Annotated in this window: 17 protein-coding genes; 3 read left to right on the top strand and 14 right to left on the bottom strand. The window is 70.9% G+C overall.

All coding sequences use genetic code 11. The features are described from left to right. Window positions 1-20 precede the first annotated feature (20 nt). Entirely contained in the window at window positions 21-2,600 is a 2,580-nt protein-coding gene (locus VGR06_RS09235) for a glycoside hydrolase family 9 protein (RefSeq protein ID WP_327558568.1), read from the bottom strand. A gap of 481 nt (window positions 2,601-3,081) precedes the next feature. On the opposite strand from VGR06_RS09235, the gene VGR06_RS09230 reads away from it, so the two are divergent. Beyond that, a complete protein-coding gene (locus VGR06_RS09230; protein WP_327558567.1) occupies window positions 3,082-6,483 on the top strand; it encodes an NACHT and WD40 repeat domain-containing protein in 3,402 nt (1,133 codons plus the stop codon). Window positions 6,484-6,571: 88 nt separating this feature from the next. On the opposite strand, the gene VGR06_RS09225 is transcribed toward VGR06_RS09230, so the two are convergent. The 3 genes from VGR06_RS09225 to VGR06_RS09215 form a co-directional block, all read right to left on the bottom strand. Then, window positions 6,572-6,859 carry a hypothetical protein gene (locus tag VGR06_RS09225; protein WP_327558566.1) on the bottom strand — a complete coding sequence of 96 codons (288 nt, stop codon included), beginning with the start codon at window positions 6,857-6,859 and terminating at the stop codon, window positions 6,572-6,574. A 39-nt stretch (window positions 6,860-6,898) separates the two neighbouring features. After that, the gene (locus VGR06_RS09220) at window positions 6,899-7,597 is read right to left on the bottom strand and encodes a Crp/Fnr family transcriptional regulator (RefSeq protein WP_327558565.1); all 699 of its coding nucleotides are present in this window, start codon (window positions 7,595-7,597) and stop codon (window positions 6,899-6,901) included. A 293-nt stretch (window positions 7,598-7,890) separates the two neighbouring features. After that, window positions 7,891-9,312 carry an MFS transporter gene (locus VGR06_RS09215; protein ID WP_327558564.1) on the bottom strand — a complete coding sequence of 474 codons (1,422 nt, stop codon included), beginning with the start codon at window positions 9,310-9,312 and terminating at the stop codon, window positions 7,891-7,893. Window positions 9,313-9,686: 374 nt separating this feature from the next. On the opposite strand from VGR06_RS09215, the gene VGR06_RS09210 reads away from it, so the two are divergent. Continuing rightward, the gene (locus VGR06_RS09210) at window positions 9,687-10,553 is read left to right on the top strand and encodes a helix-turn-helix transcriptional regulator (protein WP_327558563.1); all 867 of its coding nucleotides are present in this window, start codon (window positions 9,687-9,689) and stop codon (window positions 10,551-10,553) included. Between the two features lie 23 nt (window positions 10,554-10,576). Here VGR06_RS09210 and VGR06_RS09205 read toward each other — a convergent pair whose 3' ends face one another. Beyond that, window positions 10,577-11,767, bottom strand: coding sequence for an RNA polymerase sigma factor (locus tag VGR06_RS09205; protein WP_327558562.1), 1,191 nt, complete (start codon window positions 11,765-11,767; stop codon window positions 10,577-10,579). A 100-nt stretch (window positions 11,768-11,867) separates the two neighbouring features. Next, window positions 11,868-12,716 carry a glycosyltransferase gene (locus VGR06_RS09200; RefSeq protein WP_327558561.1) on the bottom strand — a complete coding sequence of 283 codons (849 nt, stop codon included), beginning with the start codon at window positions 12,714-12,716 and terminating at the stop codon, window positions 11,868-11,870. 97 nt (window positions 12,717-12,813) lie between these two features. Here VGR06_RS09200 and asnB point away from each other — a divergent pair, with 97 nt between their 5' ends. Further along, a complete protein-coding gene (gene asnB / locus VGR06_RS09195; RefSeq protein WP_327558560.1) occupies window positions 12,814-14,697 on the top strand; it encodes an asparagine synthase (glutamine-hydrolyzing) in 1,884 nt (627 codons plus the stop codon). Here asnB and VGR06_RS09190 read toward each other — a convergent pair. The 8 genes from VGR06_RS09190 to VGR06_RS09155 all read right to left on the bottom strand — a co-directional run bounded on the left by VGR06_RS09190 (window position 14,637) and on the right by VGR06_RS09155 (window position 22,994). Continuing rightward, the gene (locus VGR06_RS09190) at window positions 14,637-15,545 is read right to left on the bottom strand and encodes a carbohydrate ABC transporter permease (RefSeq protein ID WP_327558559.1); all 909 of its coding nucleotides are present in this window, start codon (window positions 15,543-15,545) and stop codon (window positions 14,637-14,639) included. The genes asnB and VGR06_RS09190 overlap by 61 nt on opposite strands. Next, complete coding sequence (locus VGR06_RS09185; RefSeq protein WP_327558558.1) at window positions 15,542-16,537, bottom strand: sugar ABC transporter permease; 996 nt, start codon at window positions 16,535-16,537, stop codon at window positions 15,542-15,544. The genes VGR06_RS09190 and VGR06_RS09185 overlap by 4 nt, the downstream gene beginning before the upstream one ends. A 21-nt stretch (window positions 16,538-16,558) precedes the next feature. Next, the gene (locus tag VGR06_RS09180; protein ID WP_327558557.1) at window positions 16,559-17,857 is read right to left on the bottom strand and encodes an extracellular solute-binding protein; all 1,299 of its coding nucleotides are present in this window, start codon (window positions 17,855-17,857) and stop codon (window positions 16,559-16,561) included. A 175-nt stretch (window positions 17,858-18,032) separates the two neighbouring features. Beyond that, window positions 18,033-18,893: an NAD(P)-dependent oxidoreductase gene (locus VGR06_RS09175; RefSeq protein WP_327558556.1), complete on the bottom strand. Its 861-nt coding sequence runs from the start codon at window positions 18,891-18,893 to the stop codon at window positions 18,033-18,035. Window positions 18,894-19,028: 135 nt separating this feature from the next. Next, a complete protein-coding gene (locus tag VGR06_RS09170; protein WP_327558555.1) occupies window positions 19,029-19,718 on the bottom strand; it encodes an SDR family NAD(P)-dependent oxidoreductase in 690 nt (229 codons plus the stop codon). Between the two features lie 31 nt (window positions 19,719-19,749). Beyond that, window positions 19,750-20,637, bottom strand: coding sequence for a cupin domain-containing protein (locus tag VGR06_RS09165; RefSeq protein WP_327558554.1), 888 nt, complete (start codon window positions 20,635-20,637; stop codon window positions 19,750-19,752). After that, a complete protein-coding gene (locus tag VGR06_RS09160; RefSeq protein ID WP_327558573.1) occupies window positions 20,637-21,986 on the bottom strand; it encodes an amidohydrolase family protein in 1,350 nt (449 codons plus the stop codon). Before VGR06_RS09160 ends, VGR06_RS09165 begins: the two co-directional genes overlap by 1 nt. A 27-nt stretch (window positions 21,987-22,013) precedes the next feature. Then, window positions 22,014-22,994 (bottom strand): alpha-ketoacid dehydrogenase subunit beta, encoded by a 981-nt coding sequence (locus VGR06_RS09155; RefSeq protein WP_327558553.1) that lies wholly within the window; start codon window positions 22,992-22,994, stop codon window positions 22,014-22,016. Window positions 22,995-23,039: the final 45 nt, after the last annotated feature.

The raw sequence follows: 23,039 nt of genomic DNA, 5'->3' as shown, positions 1-23,039 counted from the left end.
GCCGGCACCGGTCGGATCGGTTACGGGCACGCCGATCCGCTGAGCCGGAACAGCTCGGGCGCTGGGTTGGCCAGTGGCCGTTCGGCGATGAAGCCGAACGTCACGGTCCGCCCGGGCTGGATCCGGGAGTTCCAGGGCTTGTTCGCGGCGCTGACGGCGGCACCCTCCTGCCGCGCGTCCACGTTCCACGCCAGCACGATCTTCTGCGCGTCGGCGAACGCCCAGCCGACGTTCCACCCGTTGAGCTCCCGGGTTCCGGTGTTGGTCACCGACACCTCGGTCAGGAAGTGGCCGGGCCACTGGGCGAGCGTCTTGTACCGCACCGAGCACTTGCCGGGCGGCACCGCGGTTCCGTCGCCCTGGTCGGCGAGGAACGAGGACATCCACACCAGCGCCGAGTTCCAGTTGATCGCCACCTCGTTGGTCGAGTACGACTGGATGTCGTCGACGTAGCAGAACTGCGGCGCGCAGCCCGCGAGCAGTTGGGCGGCGAACGGGTCCTCGAGCCCGGGGTTCGCGCCGCCGGCGAGCGAGCCGGCCGGCGGGTTGGGCAGGTTCGGGTTGAGCTGGTGCCCGTACATCCGGCTGTGCTGGTTCTGCGGCGTCTTCGTGCCCCACCCGGTGACGTAGGAGTGGTTCAGGGCGTTGCGGCCGAAGATGTAGTCCATGCTCTGCACGGCGCCGTCCCGGAACCGCGCGTCGCCACTGAGGTCGAAGGCCGTCGCCAGCACCACCGCGTTGTTGATCACGTTGCTGTTGGCGCCCCAGAAGTAGCTGCTCCGCGCGCCCGGCATGGGCAGCCCGTACGCCTGGCCGGAGATCGTGGTCAGGTACGCGCTCGCCGCGTCGACCACGGACTTCCGCACCTGGGCCCGCTCGGCGGCCGGGAGCCCGTTCGGGACGGTCGCGAGGTCGAGCCGGCCCAGCGCCGCGGTGCTCGGCCAGTTGAACCCGGTGGCCGCGAACGTGTCCGCGCCGGTGTGCCACGCCGAGGCACGCAGGTCGGTCAGGTAGGCACTGTCCCCGGTGGTGATGTAGAGCTCGGCCGCGGCCCAGTAGAACTCGTCGGACACGTTGTCGTCGTTGTACGCGCCGCCGCCGTTGCCGTCGCTTCCGCTGGCCAGCAGGCTCGGGTGCGCCTTCGCCGCCGCGTAGGCCGTCTTCGCCGCGGTGAGGCACCGGTTGCCGAACGCGGTGTCGTACGGCAGGTACAGCCGCGCGCACTGGGCCGCGGTGGCGGCCAGGTTCAGCGTCGCCGCGGTGGACGGCGCGTGCAGCTCGCGGGTCTGCGGGTCGGCCTCGGGCGCCAGCGGCAACCCGGTCCAGTTCGCGTCGTGGATCTTGTGGTGAGCCGTGCCGGCGAGCGGCTGTCCGGCCGGAACCTGCATGCGCATCAGGAAGTCCAGCTCCCAGCGGGCCTCGTCGAGGACGTCCGGGACCTGGTTGCCGCGCTCCGGCACCCGCAGCGTCGAGTCGCCCAGCGCGCCGGCGTTCACCCGCCGCGCGGTCAGCGTCCGCTCGAACGTGCTGAGCAGCTGGGCCGTCGCGATGCCGCCGTTCACCACGTACTTGCCGTGGTCGCCGGCGTCGTACCAGCCGCCGCGCACGTCCAGCCGGTAGTCGCACAGCCCCGGCTGGCACGGCACGCTGGTGTCACCGGTGTTCGGCGCGACGCCGACATGCCCGGCCGGCCGCGCGTACTGCTGGCCCACCAGCGAGCCGTCGATCGCGATGCCGCTGCGCTGGATGTAGAAGAACTGCAGGGAGTCCGAGCGCAACTGGGAGTACACGTCGCCGATGGCGAACGGGTAGCTGGTCTCGCCGTCCGCGGTCAGGGTGTAGCCGGAGCCGGCCGCGGTGACGCCGGTGAAGTCGATGCTCTGCACGTTCTGGTTGGAGGCCGCGTCCACGCCGCGAGGCGTGCTGCTGCCGCTGGCCACCATGGTGCCGGCGCTGTTCGTGAGCTGCCAGGGCAACGGGCCGGTGGCGGCGGTGACCAGGGTGGCGTTCTTCGGACCCTTCGCCAGGTAGCCGACCTGGTTGACCCGCACCCGCGGGCCGGTGTCCGGCACGTACACCGGCGGCGGCGCGCCACCGGTCAGCGAGACGTTGTCCAGGCACAGGGTCCAGGGCGTGGTGCTGCCGCCGATCTGGAACGCCACCTGCTCGATCGCACTGTCCACACTGGACGTGAACGTGTAGGAGAAGTGCTGCATGGCCGGGCCGAGGGTGGTCGGCCGGGACAGCCGTTCGGTGAACGGGTCGGTTTGCTGCTGCACCTTGGCCAGCACGCCCACCGGAACGGAGGACGAGGCGTCGAAGGACAGCGCGTAGGACTCGCCGTTCTGCAGCGTGATGTCGTTGTGGCCGACGATGGCGTCCCAGGGGTTCACCGTGCCGCCGGCCACCTGCGCGCAGAACTTGCCGTCCACGACGCTGGCCGGTGCGCTGGCGGTCCACCACCAGGGCGCGGTGCCGTTGTCAAACGTACCGTTGTGGATCAACTCCGGGCCCTCGGCCTGCCCGACGCCGACAGCGCCGGCGCCGGACAGGGCGGTGACGGCGGTCAGCACGAGGACGCGCACTGCGGATCGGTTCACGGCAGGGTCCTTTCGCCGCACCAACGAGGCTCATCTGGGAGCGCTCCCAGAACCAGCCCCACGATGGTTGCGAGCACTAGGCCGCTTGTCAACGGCCGAATGGGGGAGCGCTCCCAGCTCGGGCGGAGATGGCATGCCTCGGTGACCTGATGTCCTGAAGGGGCCCTTCCTGTCATTGAACGTCCTGAAGGCGTCCTACAGGACGCCGGCCGATACCCCACCGGCCCCACCTGTCAGTTCCTGGCACTGACTGACGTTGAGTGCCCTGATGGCCGCCTTCAGGGCATGCCTCGACGCCCCAGATTCGAGGCGCCGAAAGACCCGCCAAGCATATTCAACTGTGAATGGGAATGGCCGGGGTTCCAAGCGGACAATGATCGCTGTCCGGTGCGGCGCTGTCCACCTGGTAAAATGTCAGGTGCTTGCCAATATGTCCCTGGCCGGATTTCGGCACTAACCTCTCGGTGTGGGCGAGGTGGGGATGGTGCCACGGCGAGCCGCGCTGGCCAGAATCAGCGCGTGGCTCGCTCGGGAAAACCGAATTCTGTTCGTGACCGGGAGCATGGGGACCGGCAAGTCCGTGCTGGCGCGGCAAGTCGCCACGTGGCTCGCCACCGCGCGGCGGCCGGAGTGGCGGCGGTTTGCCTGCGCCGAACATTACTGTTCGGCGGACAACGCCGGCACGATCGCGGTGGGCGGGCTGCTCGGCAGTTGGGCCGGCGGTCTGGGCCGGGCGGTTCCGGGATTTGCCGAAGAACTGGCCGGCGCGGGCGGGCCCACGTTTGGCCGCGCCCGTTTCACGATCGGTGATCAGGCGCCCGCCGACGCATTTCTGCGCACCATTGCCCGGCCGCTGGAACGGCTCGCCGCCGGCGGGCGGCTGCCGCCCGTTCTGCTCATCGTCGACGGAATCGACGAGGCGCGCGACGCCGACGGCCGCAACCGCATTCTCGGGCTGCTGGCCGGGCTGACCGGAGCGGCGCTGCCGGAGGGGGTCCGCATTCTGGTCACCGCGCGGCCCGAGCACGAGGTCCGCATCGCGCTCGACGGTGTGGAGCAGCTCAACCTGGACGCGGTCGGCGCCGAGGACGTCGCCGAGTACGTGGCCGAGCACCTGCCCGGCGACCCCGGGCTCGCCGAGCGGGTGGCCGGGCACGTGCGCGGCAACTTCCTGCTGGCCGTCGAGACGCTCGCCGAGCTCGGTCCGGAGATCCCGGCGCTGCCCCGAACGCTGGCCGACATCTACCGGAAACGGTTGTGGCGCCTGGTCGACGCCCGCGACCGCGAGCTGCTCGACGTGCTCGGCCTGCTCGCCGTGGCCCGGACCCCGTTGCGGGAGACCGAGGTCGGCGCGCTGCTCGGGCTGGAGCGGCACCAGGTCCGGGCCGCGCAGGGCCGGCTGCTGCCGCTGACCGCGCACGAGACCGGGTCGCCGCCGGACGTGCCGTACCGGCTGGCGCACCGCGCGCTCGCGGAGTTCCTGCTCGATCCGGCCGAGAACACGCTGCCGCTGCGCTCGGCCGCGTCCCTGCACGCCGGCCTCGCCGCCGGCATCCAGGACACCTGGTCCGGCACCTGGGACGCCTGCCCGGAGACCTACGCGGTCCAGCACGTCGTGGCGCATCTCGCCCTGGCCGTGGCGGCCGCGGAGAACCCGCGGCAGGTCTTCGAGGCCCGGCGCCGGCTCGACGCGCTGATCGAGGATCCCGGCTTCCTGCAGGCGAAGGCGGCCCTGGCGGGGGTGGACGGCCTGCACGCCGACCTGATGTACGCGCTGGCCGCGCTGCCCGAGCGGGCCGCCGACGTCCGCGATCTGGACCGGGTGCTGCTGCGCCAGGCCCACCACCTGCGGGACTGGGACCCGGCGCGGTTCCCCGGGCTGTTCGGCCAGCAACTGCACCACGACGCCATCAGCACCGGCGCCACCGGGCTCGCGTCCGTCCTCGGTGGACATCTCGAGCGGGCCGGCCTGGCGCACCTGGGTCTGCGATGGGCCCGCGCGGCCGTCTCACCGCAGCTCACGCACACGCTCACCGGGCACCAGGCGGCGGTCACCGCGGTGGTGGTGACCCCGGACGGGATGCGCGCGGTGACCGCGGGGGAGGACGCCACCGCCCGGGTCTGGGACCTGGACACCGGCCGGCCCATCCACACGCTCGCCGGGCACGAGTCGCCGGTCACCTGCCTCGCCGTGTCGCCGGACGGCAGCCGGGTGGTCACCGGCGCCGAGGACGGCATCGCCCGGGTCTGGGACCTGGAGACCGGCCGGCTCGTCCACGAGGGCGCGGTGGCCAACAACACGCTCACCGCGGCGGCGGTCACCGCCACCGGAAGCCACGCCGTCACCGCGTCCTGGGACCGCACCGTGCAGCTGTGGAGTGTCCACACCGGAATGCTCCGCCGGGTGCTGCGCGGGCATCAGGGCCGGATCGAGCACCTGGTGCTGACGCCGGACGGCCGGGCGGTCACCGCCAGCGGCGACGGCACCGTGCGGATCTGGAGCCTGAGCACCGGCCGTCCACTGGAAACCCTGGCCACGCCGGGCAACCGGGTGCTGGGCCTGGGCGTCGGCCCGGCCGGGAAGGTGTTCCTCAGCGCGTCCGGTGAGGACGGCACGCAGATCTGGGACCCGTGCGCGGGACGGCTGCTGCACACGCTCGCCTCCGGCGCCGCGCCCACCGCGGTCGCGTTGAGCGCCAGGGGAACCCGGGCGGTCGTGGCGGCCGGGAGCACCGCCGTGGCCTGGGATCTCGGCACCGGCACCGCCACGCTGACCCTGGCCGGGCATCACGACCGGATCGCCGCGGTGGCGATCACACCCGGCGCCCGGCGGGTGGTGACCGCCTCGCACGACGGCACCGCGCGGGTGTGGGACCTGACCGCGGGCGGTCCGCCGCACGCGGCCGGCGGGCATCACGACAAGATCAACGCCGTGCTGCCGTGCGCGGGCGGCCGGCTGGTCACCGCCTCCGACGACGGAACCGCCCGGGTCTGGGACGCCACGGGTGCCTTGCTGTCTACTTTGGATGGTCATCGGGACCGGGTCACGGCCGCCGCGGTGGCGGGTGACTCGGTGGTCACCGGGTCCTGGGACGGCACGGCGAGCCTGTGGGAGCTGGCCGGCGGGCGACGCTCGTCCGCACTGGCCGGGCATGACGACCACGTCGCCTCGGTGGCCATGGCCCCGGACGGATCCGTTGCGGTCACGGCATCCTGGGATCGCACGGCGCGGATCTGGGACGCCGGCACCGGTCGGCTCCGGCACACCCTGCGTGGGCACGAGGACCGGGTCGGCGCTGTGGTCTCCTTACCCGACAAGGTGATCACCGGGTCCGCCGACGGCACCGCCCGGATCTGGAGCCTGGCCGGCGGGAAGCTCGAGCACATCTGCGCGGAGCACCGCGGTGAGCTGACCGCGGTCGCGGTGACCGCGGACGGCGCCGGGTTCGTCACCACGTCCCGGGACGGGACCGCCAGGGTGTGGGACGCGCTGACCGGCGAGCGGGTGCACCTGCTCGCCGGGCACGAGGGCGCGGTCACCGGGGTGGCCGTGGCCGGCCCGCGGGCGGTGACCGTGTCCGACGACGGCACCGCGGCGGTCTGGGATCTGCGCACCGGTGAGCCCGAGCGAACCCTGGAAGGCCACAGTGGACCGGTCACGGCGGTGGCGTTCGACGGCCACCATGTGATCACCGCGGCGGCCGACCGGACCGTGCGGGTGTGGAGCCCGGACGGCGTGGTGTACGCCGGGCTGCCGGCGGTGGCCACCTGCCTTGCCCTGCCCGGAGCGGATCTGCTGGTCGCCGGCACCGCGACCGGCGGCCTGTTCGGCTACGGCCTGCGCCGGACCGCCACGGCGAGCGGGATGCCGGCGGGGTCGTAGCAGGCCGCCCGCGTGAACATCGAGCCTCAGCGGGGTGGCAGCGGGGGTGGCGGTTCATCCTGGCCGCCACCCCCTTCTCCACCACCGTTCACACCGCCACCGGTGTCGCCCCCACCGGTGTCTGCTCCGCCGCCGGTACCGGGGTTGTCGGGCAGTGTTGGTTCCCCGGCCTGCGGCGGGGTCGGCGGAAGCGGTGGCACGGGTGGAGCCGGTGGAACGTGTCCTCGTGCGGGGCCGCGACGTCCGGGCGAGCAGGCGGCCAGGTCCGGGCGCTCCCGCCGCTCAGACCCGGCCGCCACCAGCGCGGCGAGTGCCCGCTGGAGTTCGCCCGGAACCGGCGGATCAGCGCGGCGTCGCTCGCACGTTCTGCGGCCACGCGCATACTCTCCGGCTTTTCTGCACGAGCAACCCCGGATCAGTACGGGGTGTCCGGCTCCACCCCGCTGAACTTCTGCAACCGGGCCAGATCGGTGATCACGATGCGCCGGTAGTAGCGGCGCAGCAGGCCCTCTCTCTGCATGGTCTGCAGCGCCTTCTCCACCGTGCCGAGCGCGACCCCGGCGAGCGAGGCGATCTCGGTCTGGCTGAACGACATGCCGAGATCCCACCCGTCCACCGTCGCCCGGCCGTACCGGGACACGATGTCGACCAGCACCCGGCCGATCCGCAACGGCGCCTCCAGCGCCACGAACTCGACCCGCCGCCGGTCCGCCCAGCGCAGCCGCGCGCTCACCATCCACGCGATCGCCAGGCAGATCTCGCCATTGCGGCGCATCAGATCGGTGAGCTCCTGCCCGTGGATCAACCGGGCGCGCACCGGCCCCATCGCGATCACGCTGGCCGACCGCGGCCGGTCCTCCAGCACCGCCATCTCGCCCACCAGGTCCCCGGCCGACCGGAACGCGACCAGCACGTCGCGGCCGAGCTCGGTGTGCACCACCACCTTCGCCGCACCGGCCAGCAGCAACAATGCGTGCCGCCCGTCCTCTCCCTGCCGCACCATCGGATGCCGCGGCCGGTACGTCACCGGCGTCCCGAGGTTGAGCAATTCACCATGAACCCGAGCGGGCAGGTGTCCGAGCAACGTGTCCCGATGCCATTCCTGGCGATGCACGCATGACACGCTACCCGTGTTCGCCCACCGGACAGCCCGGGCAGCATTGATTTGTCTTCTTTAACCCTCGCCGAGATTGGCCGGAATCAACCCTTCGACATGAGTGGATATCTCGGCACGATTAATCGGGACACGGGTCCTCGCGGGACTGTCGGTGCACAAACCGGCCGATCACCGCGCGAGCGGAGCGAGCGCCATGGGCACAGTGGCTCAGCCACGATCCCGCGTCCGCGCACCCGTGGCCGACGCTCGCCCGCGAGGCCCTCGGGTTCGCCGGCCACGGGTGAAGCGAGCTACCGCAGCCAGATCTTGGCGCTCACCATCTGGTTGCGGGGGATCTGGTACTTCGTCATCACGCCGGAGTTCGGGTGCTTCGTCATCGTCATCGCGCCGGGGTTGTGGGCCTGCACGCGCGGGCCACGGCCGCGGCGGGTGCCGGTGCTCTCCGGGCTGCGGCGCTGGGCCGGAATTCGCGGCGGAGAGTGGATGACCACGGCCCGGCCGGCGTGGATGCCGGTGCCGATCTGTCCACAGAGGACGATCAGCAGGATGGCCAGCGGCCACTCCCAGGAGTGGGTGGCGCTGTGCAGCAGGCCGGTGCCCAGTGCGGTGACGCCGGCGAGCGCGTAGCCGAATCCCTGCACCATGGACGAGAGCGCGGCCGCGGTGTCGGTGGCCGGGCAGGCGCGCAACGAGATCACCGTCAACCCGAGGCCGACCGCCGGCATGCCCAGGCCGAGCCCGACGGCCCAGAGCACCGGGGCGAGCGTGGGCGCGAACAGCAGCCCGGCCACTCCCGCCACGGTGGGCGCGGCCAGCGCAACAGCGAGGCCCGACTGTCGCTTGGCGCGGCGCGCCCACCGTGGCACCACCAGGGCCACCGGAACCCCCAGGGCCATGGCGATGGTGAACAACCACCCGACGTGCGTCGGCGGCACGTGGGCCCGGGTCAGCAGGATGCTCGGCAGCCACCCCATGATGCTGAACGTGACGCCCGAGGTGAGTCCGAAGTGGATGGTCAGGGACCAGGCGGTCCCGGCCGGGGTGAGGGTCAGCGGGCTGGTCTGCCGGGCTTCCTCGACCGGCTTGTCCGAGATCCGCCGCGCGGCCACCCGCCAGACCAGCCACCCGGCCCCGGCCAGCAGGGCCCAGCTGCTCGCCCCGACCTGCCACGAGGTGTGCCCGGTGATCTGCGGGGTGATCAGCGCCCCGACCGCGCTGCCGCTGCCCAGCGCCGCCACATACCAGCCGGTCAGCGTGGCCCACTCGCGCGCCGGGGCGTTGTGCACGATCACCGGGAGGAGGGTGCCCAGCACGGCGATCGCCAGGCAGGCTGTGATCGTGCCGGCCAGCAGCAGGAACGGGCCGGTCACCACCCGGGCGGCGAGTGAGACGGCCAGCACGGCGAGCGCGCAGGTGACCGCCCGCGAGGTGCCCAGCCGCACGCGTAACGCCCAGGCCAGCACCCCGCCGGCGGCGAAGCACCAGACCGGTGCGGCCACCACCGCCGAGGCGAGGGTGGCGGACATTCCGGTGTGTGACTGGATGTCCGGCAGCAGCGAGCCCAAGCTCGTCACCGCGGGTCGTAGGTTCAGGGCGAGCAGCGGCACGGCCACCAGGACCGCGAACGACAGGGCGAGTCTCGACCCGTCGACGGGCCGCTGAGCTGCTGCCGTGGATCGGCTAGTGGGCAGAGCGGCAGGGTTTTGGCTCACGTCAGCCTCCAGCTCTACTCGCTGGCCGGCCACGGTGACGACGCACGTAGTAGCGGAGCTTCTGTTGTGTGGGTATGCGGCGGCGACCCAGGTAGGGGATGGGAGCAACGCGTTGGCTCGCCGCCGGGCTGGTGGCGCTCGGCGTCAGGTCAGTCGATATCAGCGATCAACTTGTGATCTGGTGCGTGCACCGGACCTTGCCAGTGGACTATGGTGGTCGTTTGGTCTACGACTACGTCGGTACGTCGTAACGCGTTACAAGGTAAGAGGTTACGCTGTGACACGGTGTAACGGAACGGCCGCACATCACAATTAGGTGATTAGGTGGTGTGCTTGGGGTGGTGTCGGGGCGAACAGGAAGGACGGACCTCTCGGTGGTCGCACCAAGCCCGACCGTGCTCAAACGTTATGTGGCAATCGAACTCCGCAGGCTGAGGGAATCCGCCGGGTTCAAGCGCGACGAGGTCGCCAGGCGGGCCGGCTGCGCGACGAGCCATATCACCCATCTCGAGGTGGCCAGGAACCTCCCCAAAGTGCCTGAGCTGGAGCTTTTGCTCCGGCACTACGGCGCCGAGGGCCGCATTCCGGCCTTTGTCGAACTGCTGGACGCGGCCCGGACGGGCCGGGACTGGTGGGCGCCGTTCGCCGGTGCCGCGCCGTCCTGGTTCGACCTGTACCTGGGCCTCGAATCGATCGCGGAAAAGATCGACAGTTATGACGCGCTGGTCATTCCCGCGCTGTTTCAGACACCCGGCTACGCCGAGCACGTGGTCCGCACCGCCGAGCCGGACGTGTCCGGCGACGTGGTCAACCAGCGGGTGGAGCTGACCATGGCCCGGCAGGACGTGCTCACCCGGCATCCCGACCCGCCCACCGTGACGACCGTGCTCGACGAGTCGGTGCTGCACCGCCCGGCCGGCAACGACATCGTGCTGGCTGAGCAGCTCACCCACCTGCTCAAGCTGGCCGAGCGCCCCAACGTCACGGTGCGCATGCTCCCGTTCGCCGCCGGCATGCACGCCGGGATCTCCGGAACGTTCGTGCTGCTGTCGTTCCCGGCGATGCTGGCCAACGACCCGGGCGTCGCCTACACCGAGGACCGCATCCGCGGCACCTACCACGACGATCCCGATGACATCGCGCGCTATCGGGCCACTCTCAACCGGCTGCAGGATCAGGCCTACTCCGCGGAGGAGTCCCGGGCCGCGGTGCTGCGGCGGATCGAGGAGCTTGCCAACTGAGCGTGATCGCACGAGCGATGTGATCAGGCCAGGATGCGTTGCTCGAGCAGGGCCTGCGCGGCCGGATTCGCGGTGAGCTCCAACGCCCGCCGGTCCGCCGCGCGGGCCTCCTCGCGCCGGCCCAGCTCGCGCAGCAGCTCCGCGCGGGTGGCGTGGTAGAGGTGGTACCTGGCCAACTCTGTGTCCATAGTGGACAGCTCGTCGAGGGCGGCTGCCGGCCCGGCCACGTGGCGCAGCGCGATGGCCCGGTGCAGCCGGGTCACCGGGGACGGCGCGTGCGCCAGCAGCAACCCGTACAGCACCAGGATCTGCGGCCAGTCGGTGTCCGCCCAGGTCTTCGCCTCGGCGTGGCAGGCCACGATCGCCGCCTGCAGCTGGTACGGCCCGGGCTTCCGGTGCCGCGCCGCCCGCGCCAGCAGCCTCGTGGCGTCGGCGATCGCACCGTGATCCCACCGCGTCCGGTCCTGATCCTTGAGCAGCACCAGGTTGCCGTGCTCGTCGAACCGCGCCGCGGCCCGCGCCCGGTGCAGCCGGATGAGCGCCAGCAACCCGGCCACCTCGGGCTCGGTGGGCATCAACCCGTGCAGCAGCGCCGCCAGCCACTCGGCGTCGTCGACCAGGTCCCGCCGCTGCGCCGCGTCCCCGCCGCTGGCCAGGTACCCCTCGTTGCACAGCAGGTAGATCACCGCCAGCACCTCGGTCAGCCTGGTGCCGAGCTCGTCGGCGTCCGGCACCCGGTACGGAATCCCCGCCTCGGTGATCTTCCGCTTCGCCCGGGTGATCCGCTGCGCCACCGTGCTCTCCGGCACCAGGAACGCGCTCCCGATCTGCGCCGTCGTCAACCCGCACACCACCCGCAGCGTCAACGCGATCTGCGCCGCCCGCGGCAACGCCGGATGGCAGCAGGTAAAGATCAGCCGCAACCGGTCATCCGGCTCGCTGTCCCCCGGCCACCGCAACAGCGCCAGCTTCTCCCGGTACCGCGCCTCCCGCCGCAACACGTCCAACCCACGATTCCGCGCCACCGCGAACAACCACGCCCGCGGCCGCTCCGGAATCCCCTCCTCCGGCCACCGCTTGAGCGCGGTCAGCACCGCCTCGGAGACAAGGTCCTCCGCCGCCGCGAAATCTCCCAACAGCGACACCAGCGCCGCGGCCAACCGGCCCGCGTGCTCCCGCATCACGCGAGCCAGCTCCGCCTCGACCTCGGTCACGCCACCGCCTCGCAGGCTCGGCGCACTGATTGTGGGCTTACCCGCGACGTTTGGCGGGCCGGGCGCTGCCGGATTGTTCAGCGTGCCTTCGGCGGCGGCGTCAGGTGCGCGAGGTGTGGTCGGTGGACCATTGGCGGGCGCGGCCGGTGGCCAGGCGCCAGCGGGCGAGGGTGCGGGACAGGGCGACCACGGCGAAGTAGGCGAGGGCGTCGGTGGGGGTGACCTCGCGGGAGCGGACGGCCTTGATCAGGTCGCCAATTGTGTTGCCATTGCCTGGGTTTTTTGAATTTAGCTCGCGGTTTCCCAGGTGGGCGCGGGCGTTGCGGGAGATGAGGGCGCGAAGGGTGCGGGGGGCGGTCATGGTGAAGGTGGCGAGGGTGGTGATGCGTTCGGGTGGGGGGAAGGAGCGGCGGACCCATTCGTCGTCGTTGAGGATGTCGGGGAGGGTGCTGAGGCGGGACGCGCCGGCGAGGTTTACCGCGAAGACGCCGGAGCCGATCATGCCGGTGCGGACGTAGGGGAGGCGGGTCCAGGTCCGGTAGTAGGCGCGGACCAGCGGGGACGACGCGAAGGTGTCGACGGCTAGTTGGGGGGAGCCGGCGCGGGGGTTGGGCTCGGCGGCGGCCAGCGCGGAGACGAGCTCGCGGAGGGCGGAGGTGCCGAGCAGGACGTCCGCGTCGACGACCACGCGGACGCCGGTGCGGGCGCGGGCCAGGCCGGCCCGGAGAGCGGCGATCTTGGAGGGGGCCGGGAGCTCGACCACCTCGACGGGGTGGCTGGTGAACGAGCGGGCCAGGGCGGCGGTGGCGTCGTGCGAGCCATTGGACACGACGACCACCTGGAACTCGCCGGGCAGGGCGCCGGCGAGCAGCGTGGCCAGGCAGCGCTCGATGACGGCCGATTCGTTGTGCGCGGGGACGATCACCGTGGCCCGCGCCGCGTCGGTCAACACTCGACGTGTATCGGCCCGAGGCCGCGGAGCGCTACGAAACGCTTGCCGTCCGTCGAACGACCCATCCGTCCGGGGAGATGTGAAGGACGCGCACATGTGTGGAATCGCGGGAATTCTCCGCTTCGACGGCACGCCGGTCGATGTGACCCGGTTGAACGCCATGGGGGAGCGGTTGCGGCACCGTGGCCCGGACGGCGCGGGCACCTGGTGGGACGGCCCGGTCGGGTTCGCCCACCGCCGGTTGTCGATCATTGACCCGGCCGGGTCGGAGCAGCCGATGAGCTCTCCGGACGGCCGGCTGCGAACCTGTTTCAACGGCGAGATCCTCAACTACCGGCAGCTGCGCCAGGAGCTCGAATACCCGTTCCGCAGCAACGGGGACACCGAGGTGCTGCTGGCACTGTTCCGGAAAGCCGGCCCGCACGGGGTGAGCCGGCTGCGCGGTCAGTTCGCCTACGCCCTCTACGACCACGACGACGCGGCGCTGTGGTTGTTCCGGGACCGGTTGGGCATTCTGCCGCTGTACTACTACGCCGACGCGGAGAAGTTCGTGTTCGCCTCGGAGATCAAGGCGATTCTGGCGGCGGCGCCCGAGGCCGCCGTGGCCGACACGCACAGCCTGGACGCCTATCTCGCCGGCCGGGCGGTGCCCGCGCCGTTCACGTTCTTCGCCGGGGTGCGCAAACTGGAGCCGGGCCGGCTGCTGCGCGTCGGTTCGGACGGCGTCCAGCGGCTCTCGGCGTACTGGACCCGGCCGGCGGCGGACACCACGGTGCGGATGAGCGCCGACACCGCAATTTCCACAGTGGACAGTGCACTGCGCGCGGCGGTGGACCGTTGCCTGGTGGCCGACGTGCCGGTGGGCGCGTACCTGTCCGGCGGGGTGGACTCCAGCCTGGTGACCGCCATCGCCAGCCGGCTGACCAGCGACCCGGTGCTGACCGTGTCCGCGGCGTTCGACGGCGACACCAGGCACGACGAGACCCCGTGGGCGCGCCGGGTGAGCGGGCTGCTCGGCACCGACCACCACGAGGTTCGGGTGTCTCCCAACGACTTCCACGAATTGTGGGGGCCGCTCACCTGGCACCGGGACGCGCCGATCTCCGAGCCGGCGGACGTGGCGGTGTTCCGGCTGGCCACCCAGGCCCGCCAGCACGTCAAGGTGATGCTGTCCGGCGAGGGCAGCGACGAGCTCTTCGGCGGCTATCCCAAGTACCGGCTGGCCTGGCTGAACGACGTGCCGGTGCCGGGCTGGCTGCTGCGCCTGGTGTCGGACCGGTTGCCGCCGGCCCTGGCCCGGGCCCGGGTGGCGCTGCGGGCGCTGGAGGAGGCCACACCGGGCGAGCGGATGGCCGGCTGGTTCGCGCCGTTCACCAGCCGGGAGCGGGCGGAGTTGCTGGGGCTGGCCTCGCACCGGGCCGGGCGGGCCGCCCAACTGTCCACAGTGGACGGCGATGCGATCCGCCGGCTGTCCTACCTGGACACCGGAAGTTGGCTGTCCGACAACCTGCTGGAGCGCGGAGACCGGATGTCCATGGCGGCCTCGGTCGAGTCCCGGCCGCCGTTCCTGGACTGGGATGTGGTCGACGCAGCCTATGCCATCCCGTCCGGCTACAAGGTCCGGTCGGGCCACACCAAGTGGGTGGTCAAGCAGGTGGCCCACCGCTACCTGCCGCACGACGTGGTGGAGCGCCGCAAGGTCGGTTTCCGGGTGCCGCTGGACGAGTGGTTTCGCGGCAGCCTCAAGGAGTTCGCCCACGACCTGCTGCTCGGCGCGTCGTCGTTCACCAGCCAGGTGATGCACCCCGGAGCGGTCCGCCGCCTGCTGCACAGCCACGAGTCGGGCCGGGCCAACGAGGAGATCCGGATCTGGACGCTGCTGTGCCTGGAGATCTGGCACCGGGTGTTCTTCGGGCCTCAGCCCTTTGTGGCGCCGGAGGTCAGGCCGCCGACCAGGTGGCGCTCGGCGAACGCGTAGATGCCGAGGGCCGGGACCATGGCGAGGACCACATAGGCCATGACCTTCGCGGTGTCGGTGCTGTGCTCGGTGCTGAACTGGGACACCGCGACCGGGATGGTCCACAGGCTGCGGTCGCCGAACACGACCAGGGGCAGGAAGAAGTTGTTCCAGCTGGTCACCAGCGCCAGCACGGAGACGGTGGCCAGCGCCGGCCGCGCCATCGGCAGCAGGATGCGCCAGAAGAACCCGAACGGGCCGCAGCCGTCCAGCGTCGCGGCTTCCTCCATCTCGGCCGGGATGCTCCGGAAGAAGCCACGAAGAATGATGATCGTCACGGGCAGCCCGAAGGCCGCCTGGGGGAGGATCACGCCCAGCGGGTTGTTCAGCAGGTCGAGCTGCCGCAGCGTGATGAACAGCGGCAGGATCGCCACCTGGAACGGGAACAGCAGGCCGACCGTGAAGATCACGAACCAGAGCTCCCGGCCGCGGAAGGCGAACCGGGCGAACACGAACGCGGCCATCGCGGCCACGCCGACCGTGAGCAGCACCGTGCCGATCGCGATGAACGTGGTGTTCCACAGTGGACGCCAGAAGTCCACGGAGCCCAGAATTCCGGCGTAGTTGCCGGGAACCCAGGGATTCGGCAGGCCGATCGGGTTCCGGGACAGCTGACCGTTGTCCTTGAAGCCGGCGAGGATTCCGTAAACGATCGGGATGAAGATGAACAGGCCGACCACGATGGCGATCGCGTACAGCACGACCGTCCGCAGCGCGCCGAGCCGGCCGCTCGGCTTGACCGGGCCGGGTGGGGCCGGCTTCCGCGGTGCCGCCCGCTGTTCGGCTCGGGGTAGCGTCTCGGTCGTCATCGCTGGTCTCGCATTCCGGTGACGGCTCCCTCGAGGTCCCGGCGCATCACGAAGCGCTGGTAGGCGATCGCGAAGACGAAGCTGATCACGAACATGGCCACGCTGATCGCGGTGGCGTAGCCGACCTCGGCGCGGCGGAAGCCGTAGTCGAACATGGTGACCGCCATGGTCTCCGAGGCGTGGATCGGCCCGCCCTTGGTGAACACCCACACCATGTCGAACAGCTGGATCGTGCCGATGACCGACAGGAAAACACTGATCCGGATGGTGGGGCCGAGCAGCGGCAGGGTGACGTGCCGGAAGGTCTGCCACGGCGAGGCGCCGTCGATCATCGCCGACTCGATCAGCTCGTTCGGGATGTTCTGCCGCCCGGCCAGATAGAGGATCATGTGGAAGCCGAAGTACTTCCAGGTGATCACGAAGAACAGCGTGTACAGCACGATCTTCGGGTCGCCCAGCAGGCCGGCCCCGCCGAGCCCGAGGAAGTCGGCGATCTTGCCGCCCAGCCCCCGGCTGCCGCTGAAGATCATGGTGAACAGCACGCCGGCGATGACCTCGCTCAGCACGTACGGGGCGAAGAACAGCAGCCGGAACACCGCCCGGCCGCGGAACCTCTGGTTGAGCAGCAGGGCGATGCCCAGCGCCAGCGGAAGCTGGACCACCATCGACAGGATGATCAGGATCAGCCCGTTCTTCAGGTCGCCCAGGAACACCTTGTCCTTGAGCATCCGCTCGAAGTTGTCCAGGCCGATGAAGTTCGTCGGCAGGCCGCCGAACCCGTTCCACTTGAACACGCTGGTGTAGCCGGCGACCACGATGGGCGCCAGCACCAGCAGCGTGAACAGGACCAGGGCCGGCAGCAGGAACAGGGCGACAGCCGTCCACCGGCCGGAGCGTCGCTGACTACGCTTCGGCGCGGCGGACGGCCCCGCGACCCCGGGCGGCCGCGCCGTGGCCGCCCGGGTCTCGGCTTCGAGAGCGGAACGTGTCATGGGAGGAGTGTCGCCCGCCGGCTAGGCGTTCTGCGCGGCTTCCGTGAGCGCCTTGGCGACCGCCTCCGGGGTCATCGCGCCGGCGACGAGCTGGGACACACTGTCGTTGAGGGCCTGCCCCACCGACGGCGGCCAGGCCTGGTCCGGGTAGAGGTGGAACGACGTCGACTTCTCGACCTGGGCGACGACCTTCTTCGCGTCGGCGTCCGAGACCGCGTCATCGGTGCCCTTGACCACCGGCAGGATCGCGCCGGTCGCGATGCCCTTCTTGATGTTTTCGGGCTGCAGCAGGAACTTGAGGAAGTCGACGGTGGCCGGCGGGGCGTCCTTGCCGACGGCGAACCCGCCGCCGCCGCCCATCATGTCGGTCGCCTTGCCCTTGCCGCCGTCCACCGCGGGGAACGGGAAGAAGTCGAGGTCGGCGCCGATGCCCTTGCCGGACTGCTCCTTCTCCACCGACGGCGCCCACTGGCCCATCAGCTCCATGGCGGCCTGCGCGTTGCCCATCGTCGCGGCCTGCCCGGTGGGCTGGTCGTAGGGCGCGGCCAGGAAGCCGTTCTGGAACGGCTGCAGGTCGGCCAGCTCCTTGAGGTGCTTGCCCGCCTGGATCAACTCGGGGCTGTCGAACTTCTTGTCGGTGAAGGCCTTCTTGAGCCCGTCGGTGCCGACCATGCGCATCGCGAGGTAGGTCCAGTAGTACATCTCCGGCCACTTGGCCTGGCCGGCGATGGCGATCGGGACCACGCCGGCGCCCTTGAGCTTGCGGACGTCGTCGAGCAGCTCCGCCCAGGTGGCCGGCGGCTTGCTGATGCCGGCCTTGCTGAACAGCGCCTTGTTGTACCAGAAGCCGACCATGCCGATGTCGTTCGGCAGGGCGTAGGTCTTGCCGTCGATCAGGTAGGCGTCCATCGCGGCCGGCGAGATCCCGCTGACCGTGCCGGCGACGTCGCCGGTGATGTCCTTGACCAGCCCGGCGTCGACCTGCTGCTTGAGCACGCCGCCGCCCCAGGTGTGGAACAGGTGCGGGGCGTGCCCGGACTGCGTCTCGGTGGTCATCTTGGCCTTGAAGGCCTCGTTCTCGATCGGCGTGATGTTGAACTTCACGTTGGGGTGAGCCGCCGTGTAGGCGTCGGCCAGTTGCTGCCAGACCGGGAGCATCGGCGGCGTGTTCGCGATGTGCCACCACTCGATGGTCTGGGCCGCGTTGGGATCGCCCGAGCCGCTACTGCCACTGCTGCAGGCCCCGAGCCCGAGCATGGTCGCACCGGCACCGAGGGCGCCGAGGAATGCCCGGCGGGGCATCGGGGTGTAAGCAGTCATTGCTGTCCCTTCGCCGCAAACTTTCGGAGCTTGGATCGGTAGTTTTCGGTGATTGGCCTCACACTATAACCGCGCCAAGCGGCGGATCAATACCTGACTCCAATGGTCACAAGGGGGTCACGGCCGGGCCGGGGTGTGGCCCCGGGAGGCAAGCGGTTTCCGGAAATTTCGGACGTCAGCTGTAGTCCCGGAGCAGCACCGCGAGGGCGCTCATGTCCGCCTCGGCCAGCCCGGCGTCCAGTGCGGCCGCGACCACGTTGCGGTTCACCGTGAGCTGCGGCATGGGTGTGTCCGCCTCGGCGGCGAGCCCGGCGGCCAGCGCCAGGTCCTTGGCCACCAGGCCGAGGGTGAACGCGGCCGGCGTCTCGTCCGGGCGCTCGTAGGCGGCCCGCTTGTAGAGCACGAACGGGGCGGCCAGGGCGCTGGAGGCGAACACCTCGTAGGCCGCGGACCGCTCGATGCCGGCCTTCTCGGCCAGCACCAGCGCCTCGGCGATGGCCTGGTTGAGCCCGTGCAGCGCGGAGTTGACGGCCAGCTTCATGGTCGCGCCGGCGCCGTGCCCGCCCAGGTGGAACACCCGCTTGCCGAGGATGTCCAGCACCGGCCGGACCGCCTCGAGCGCGGGGGCGTCCCCGCCGACCATGAACGTGAGCTCGCCGCGCTCCACCAGCGGCACGCTGCCGGACACCGGCGCGTCCAGCAGCGCCGCGCCGCGCTCCTCGACCAGCGGCGCCAGCTCGCGGACCGCACTCGGGGACAGCGTGCTGGTCTCCAGCACCACGGTGCCCGGGCGCAGCCCCGCCACCAAACCCTCCGGCCCGCCGTAGGCGTCCCGGGCGGCGTCGTCGTCGGCCAGCGAGACGATCACGACCTCGGCGCCGGCCGCGGCATCGCGCGCGGTACCGGCCACGGTCGCGCCTTCGATCGCCTCCGCCCGCTCGCGGGTGCGGTTGTACACGGTCACCGACTCGCCGGCGCGCAGCAGCCTGCCGGCCATGGCCGCCCCCATCCGGCCCGCCCCCACAATCGCAACCACTACAGTGCCCCCCGGTCGCTCCGACTCAGCCACTGTCGTCCACGGTGCTCGTCCTCGCACCTGCGCTGCCGCCCAGTCTTGCTCGCTCGCAAGCTCGCTCGCGCGTCCAGTCGACACTTGCGGCTTCGCCTCCGCTCACCGCCAGCCTCCGTCGGCCACCAGGTTCACGTCGTTGACCGCCGGGTTGTCCAGCAGGAACACCGACGCCGCAACGATGTCCGCCATCGTGACCAGCTTCCCGGTGAGCGTGCCGGCCCGCACGTTGTCCAGCACCTGCGCCGGTTTGTCCCGCCAGAACGGGCTGTCCCCGACGATCCCGGGGTGGATGGAGTTCACCCGCACCGGCGCGAGCTCCACGGCCAGCGTGCGGACCAGGCCGAGCACGCCTGCGTTGATCGTGGACACGGTGGTGGACCCGGGATACGGCCGCACCCGGGCCTGGCCGCCGAACAGCAGCACGGAGGCGTCCGCGGTGAGCCGGGTGCGCAGCGCGCTGATCACGGCCGGGTAGCCGACCAGCTTCAGCGTCACCAGGTGCTCGGCGGCTTCCAGGTCGAACTCCGTGATGTCGTTCTGGTCCCGCTCGATGGCGGCCAGCACCAGCGAGCCGACGGACTTCACGTCGGCCAGCGCCGGCGCGATCTCCTCCGGGCGGGACAGGTCGAAGCCGAGCCCGCGCGCGTCACCGGCGAGTTGGCCGGCGACCTCCTTGGCGCGGCCGGCATCCCGGCCGGTGAGGATCACCTCGCGGCCGGCCCGGGCGTAATGCCGGGCAAGCTCCAGGCCGATGCCGGCGGTGCCGCCGACGATCAGGATCGGCTCCATGATCAGCTCCCTTGTCCGCGGGAAAGCAACGTCACGTTGCTTCCTCTCGCTCCACCGCCGCCCGAAGGTAGTCCCAGTCCCGCACGAACCGGTAGGAGTGCCGGCCCGGTGGCGCCGGCGCCTGGGTTTCCAGCCAGCGCAGCGGACCGTCACCCAGGTTGCGGAACCCGTGCACGCAGCCGACTCCGGCGAACGCGACGTCGCCGGGCGTGAGCCGGTAGCTCTGCCCGTCGAACGTGCCCTCGCCCTCGCCTTCGAGGAAGTAGTAGCTCTCCTCGAACGGGTGGTCGTGCGGCCCGGCCACCCCGGCCGGCTCGTACTGCACCATGAACATGGTGTGCAGCTGCGCGCCGAGGTCGGAGTCGACCATCATCTTCACCGTGATTCCACTGTAGACAAGCAGCGCGGTGCGCATGCTGGCCGACAGCGCCAGGAGCTCCTGGGACTGCTTGCCCGGGTCCATGTTGGACGGTTCGATGTGGCCGAACTGCCGGTTGCGCGGATCGCGCACGTCGATCGCCTGTGCCGGACCGGTTTCCGGAAGCGGCACGCTGAACGTGTCGCCGTCGAGCCGCTCGCGGGGCTGCGGCGCGAGCATCCGGGCCCAGCGCGCCACGTCTTCGCCCTCGTTGCGCCAGGCGTGCGGGTAGCCAACGGGCAGCAGCGCGTAGTCGCCGGGCGTCAGTGCCACCGCGCCCTCGGGCGTGCGCAGCACCAGCGTGCCCTCCGTGACGTACACCGACTCCTCGAAGGACTGGGCCCGCGGCGCGATCTCCGCACCGGGATCCAGCTCGCACAGCACGAAGCCGGTGTGCACCGCCGCGGGCGTGCCCTCATCCACCACGGACCAGTGGCGGAACCCGGGCACGCCCGCGACGTACCGGGCCTCGGAGGCCCGGCGCACCAGATGACGCGACATCAGACGGGTGCCGTCGTCTTCCGCTGCGCCACCTGATCCACCAGGTAGTCCCTGGACGCCTGGACCGCCGTCCGGGCGGCGGCCACGTCGGCGAGCAGCTTACCGCCGCGCTTGCGCACCACGCCGTCCACGATCACGGTGTCCACATTGGACACATCGGCGCTGAGCACCACGGCCGCGACCGGGTCGTGGATCGGCGCCATGTTGAGCGCGGTGGCGTCCAGCAGCACCACGTCCGCCCGCTTGCCGGGGGTGAGCGAGCCGGTGACGTCCTCGAGCCCGGCCACGTGCGCGCCGTTGACCGTGGCGAGCTCCAGCATGTCCCGCGCGGTCAGCATGTTCTCCGGAATGTCCACATTGGCCTGCCAGCACTCGGCGTTGACCCGGGCCCGCTCGGTGCCGAATGCGGAGCGCATCTGGGTGAACATGTCGCCGGGCACCGTGGTCACCACGTCGATGGACAGGCTCGGCCGCAGGCCGTACCCGATCGCCTTCATCACCGGCGGCCAGCCGTGGCCCATCTGCACCTCGACCTGCGGCGCGAGCGAGATCGTCCCGCCGGAGTCCGCGACGAGCTGCCATTCCTCGTCGCTGAAGTAGCAGCAGTGGATGTAGGTGGTGTCCGGGCCGAGCAGCCCGAGCTCGTGCAGCTGCTTGATCATTCCGAACCGCCCGGCCAGCCGGCCCATGCCCACGTGCACGGTGATCGGGATGCCGAGGTCGCGCGCGAGTGTCCACTCGGAACGGACGACGTCCTCCACGCAGAACCCGGTGCCCCGGGTGGCCAGGGCCATCGTCAGCAGGCCGCTGTCCGAGGAGAAGTAGGTTTCCCGCACGCGGCGCACGTCGTCACCCGGGATCGCGATCTTGCTGTCGAACCAGTAGTCGGCCAGCGAGGTGTTCGCACTGCCATAGGCGTACTGCGCGCGGATTCCGGTCTCCTGTAACGCACGGATCCCCGCATCCGGGTGCTCCGGCGTGTTGTTGATGTGCGACCAGTCGACCAGCGTGGTGATGCCGGCGTTGAGGCACTCCAGCGAGCCGGCCAGGTTGGAGGCGTACACGTCCTCCGCGCGGTACAGCGGCGCGAACGTGTCCAGCACCTCGACGAAGTAGTCGTCCAGGGTGGCGTTGGGCGCGCAGTTGCGGATCGCCGCCTCCCAGGTGTGCCGGTGGGAATCGACGAAGCCCGGGATCACGATCATGCCGGTGGCGTCGACGATCTCGGCGTCCGCGCTGATCTCCGGTTGTACGGCGGTGATCTGGCCGTCCTCGATCAGGATGTCGCCCTTCGGCAGGTCGCCGATCTCGCGGTCCATGCTGAGCACCTGACCGCCTTTGATGAGCATGCTCACGATTTTCTCCTTCAGGTGGGTTCAGAAGACGGCCAGCCGGCGCACCGCGTCGGCCACCTTGTCGACGGTCGGGATGACCTCGTCCTCGAGTGTGTCGGCGAACGGCAGCGGCACGCATTCGCTGGCGACCCGGCGGATCGGCGCGTCCAGGAACTCGAAGCCCTCGTCGGCCACGATCGACGCCACCGTGCCGCCCCAGCCGCCCTGGTACGGGTTCTCCTCCACGATCACCAGTCGCGAGGTGCGTTCCACCGAGGCCAGCACGGTCTTCATGTCCAGCGGCACCAGGCAGCGCAGGTCCACCACCTCGACGCCGATCCCGTCCGCGGCAAGCACTTCCGCGGCCCGCAGCGCCGTCGGGACGGTCGAGGCGAGCGCCACCACGGTCACGTCGCTGCCGGCGCGGACGATGCTCGCCTCGCCGAGCGGCACGACATGACCGGGTGGCGCCGCGGCCCCCTTGGACGCGAACAAACCCTTGTGCTCGAACACGACGACCGGGTCGTCGCTGCGGATGGCCGAAGCCATCAGCCCGACCACGTCAGCCGGGGTGGACGGCGCGGCGATCTTCAGGCCGGGCACGGTGAGCGCCCAGTTCTCCACGGCCTGCGAGTGCTGCGCGCCGAACCCGAGCCCGCCGCCGTTCGCGGTGCGGATCACCAGCGGAACGGTCACCTGGCCGCCGGTCATGTAGCGCACCTTGGGGATCTCGTTGGCCAGATAATCCCAGCAGCAGGCCAGGAAGTCGGAGACCATGATCTCGGCGACCGGCCGCATCCCGGTCATCGCCGCACCCATCGCGGCCCCCACGATGGCCTGCTCGGAGATCGGCGTGTCCCAGACGCGTTTCGGTCCGAACTCCTCGAACAGCCCGGCTGTGGTTTTGAAGACTCCGCCCGCGGCACCGATGTCCTCGCCGAGGCAGACAACGGTGTCGTCGCGGCGCATCTCCCGGGCGATCCCCTCGGCCACCGACTCCCGGTAGGTGACTTCGGCGCTCATGATGCGCTCCCGTCCGGGCCCGGAGTGCGATGAATGCGTCTTTAC

Origin of the sequence: Actinophytocola sp., from assembly GCF_036002505.1 — a bacterium.
Classification (GTDB): Bacteria; Actinomycetota; Actinomycetes; order Mycobacteriales; family Pseudonocardiaceae; genus DASYTH01.
Note: the sequence above shows the minus strand (reverse complement) of the source record. Positions and strands in the feature narration are given on the sequence as shown.

Coding starts and splice junctions, on each gene's coding strand:
- VGR06_RS09230 (WP_327558567.1), top strand. CDS start 3,082: ATGGTGCCACGGCGAGCCGCGCTGGCCAGAATCAGCGCGTGGCTCGCT.
- VGR06_RS09185 (WP_327558558.1), bottom strand. CDS start 16,537: ATGACACGTTCCGCTCTCGAAGCCGAGACCCGGGCGGCCACGGCGCGG.
- VGR06_RS09160 (WP_327558573.1), bottom strand. CDS start 21,986: ATGCTCATCAAAGGCGGTCAGGTGCTCAGCATGGACCGCGAGATCGGC.
- VGR06_RS09155 (WP_327558553.1), bottom strand. CDS start 22,994: ATGAGCGCCGAAGTCACCTACCGGGAGTCGGTGGCCGAGGGGATCGCC.
- VGR06_RS09170 (WP_327558555.1), bottom strand. CDS start 19,718: ATGGAGCCGATCCTGATCGTCGGCGGCACCGCCGGCATCGGCCTGGAG.
- VGR06_RS09165 (WP_327558554.1), bottom strand. CDS start 20,637: ATGTCGCGTCATCTGGTGCGCCGGGCCTCCGAGGCCCGGTACGTCGCG.
- VGR06_RS09190 (WP_327558559.1), bottom strand. CDS start 15,545: ATGACGACCGAGACGCTACCCCGAGCCGAACAGCGGGCGGCACCGCGG.
- VGR06_RS09180 (WP_327558557.1), bottom strand. CDS start 17,857: ATGACTGCTTACACCCCGATGCCCCGCCGGGCATTCCTCGGCGCCCTC.
- asnB (WP_327558560.1), top strand. CDS start 12,814: ATGTGTGGAATCGCGGGAATTCTCCGCTTCGACGGCACGCCGGTCGAT.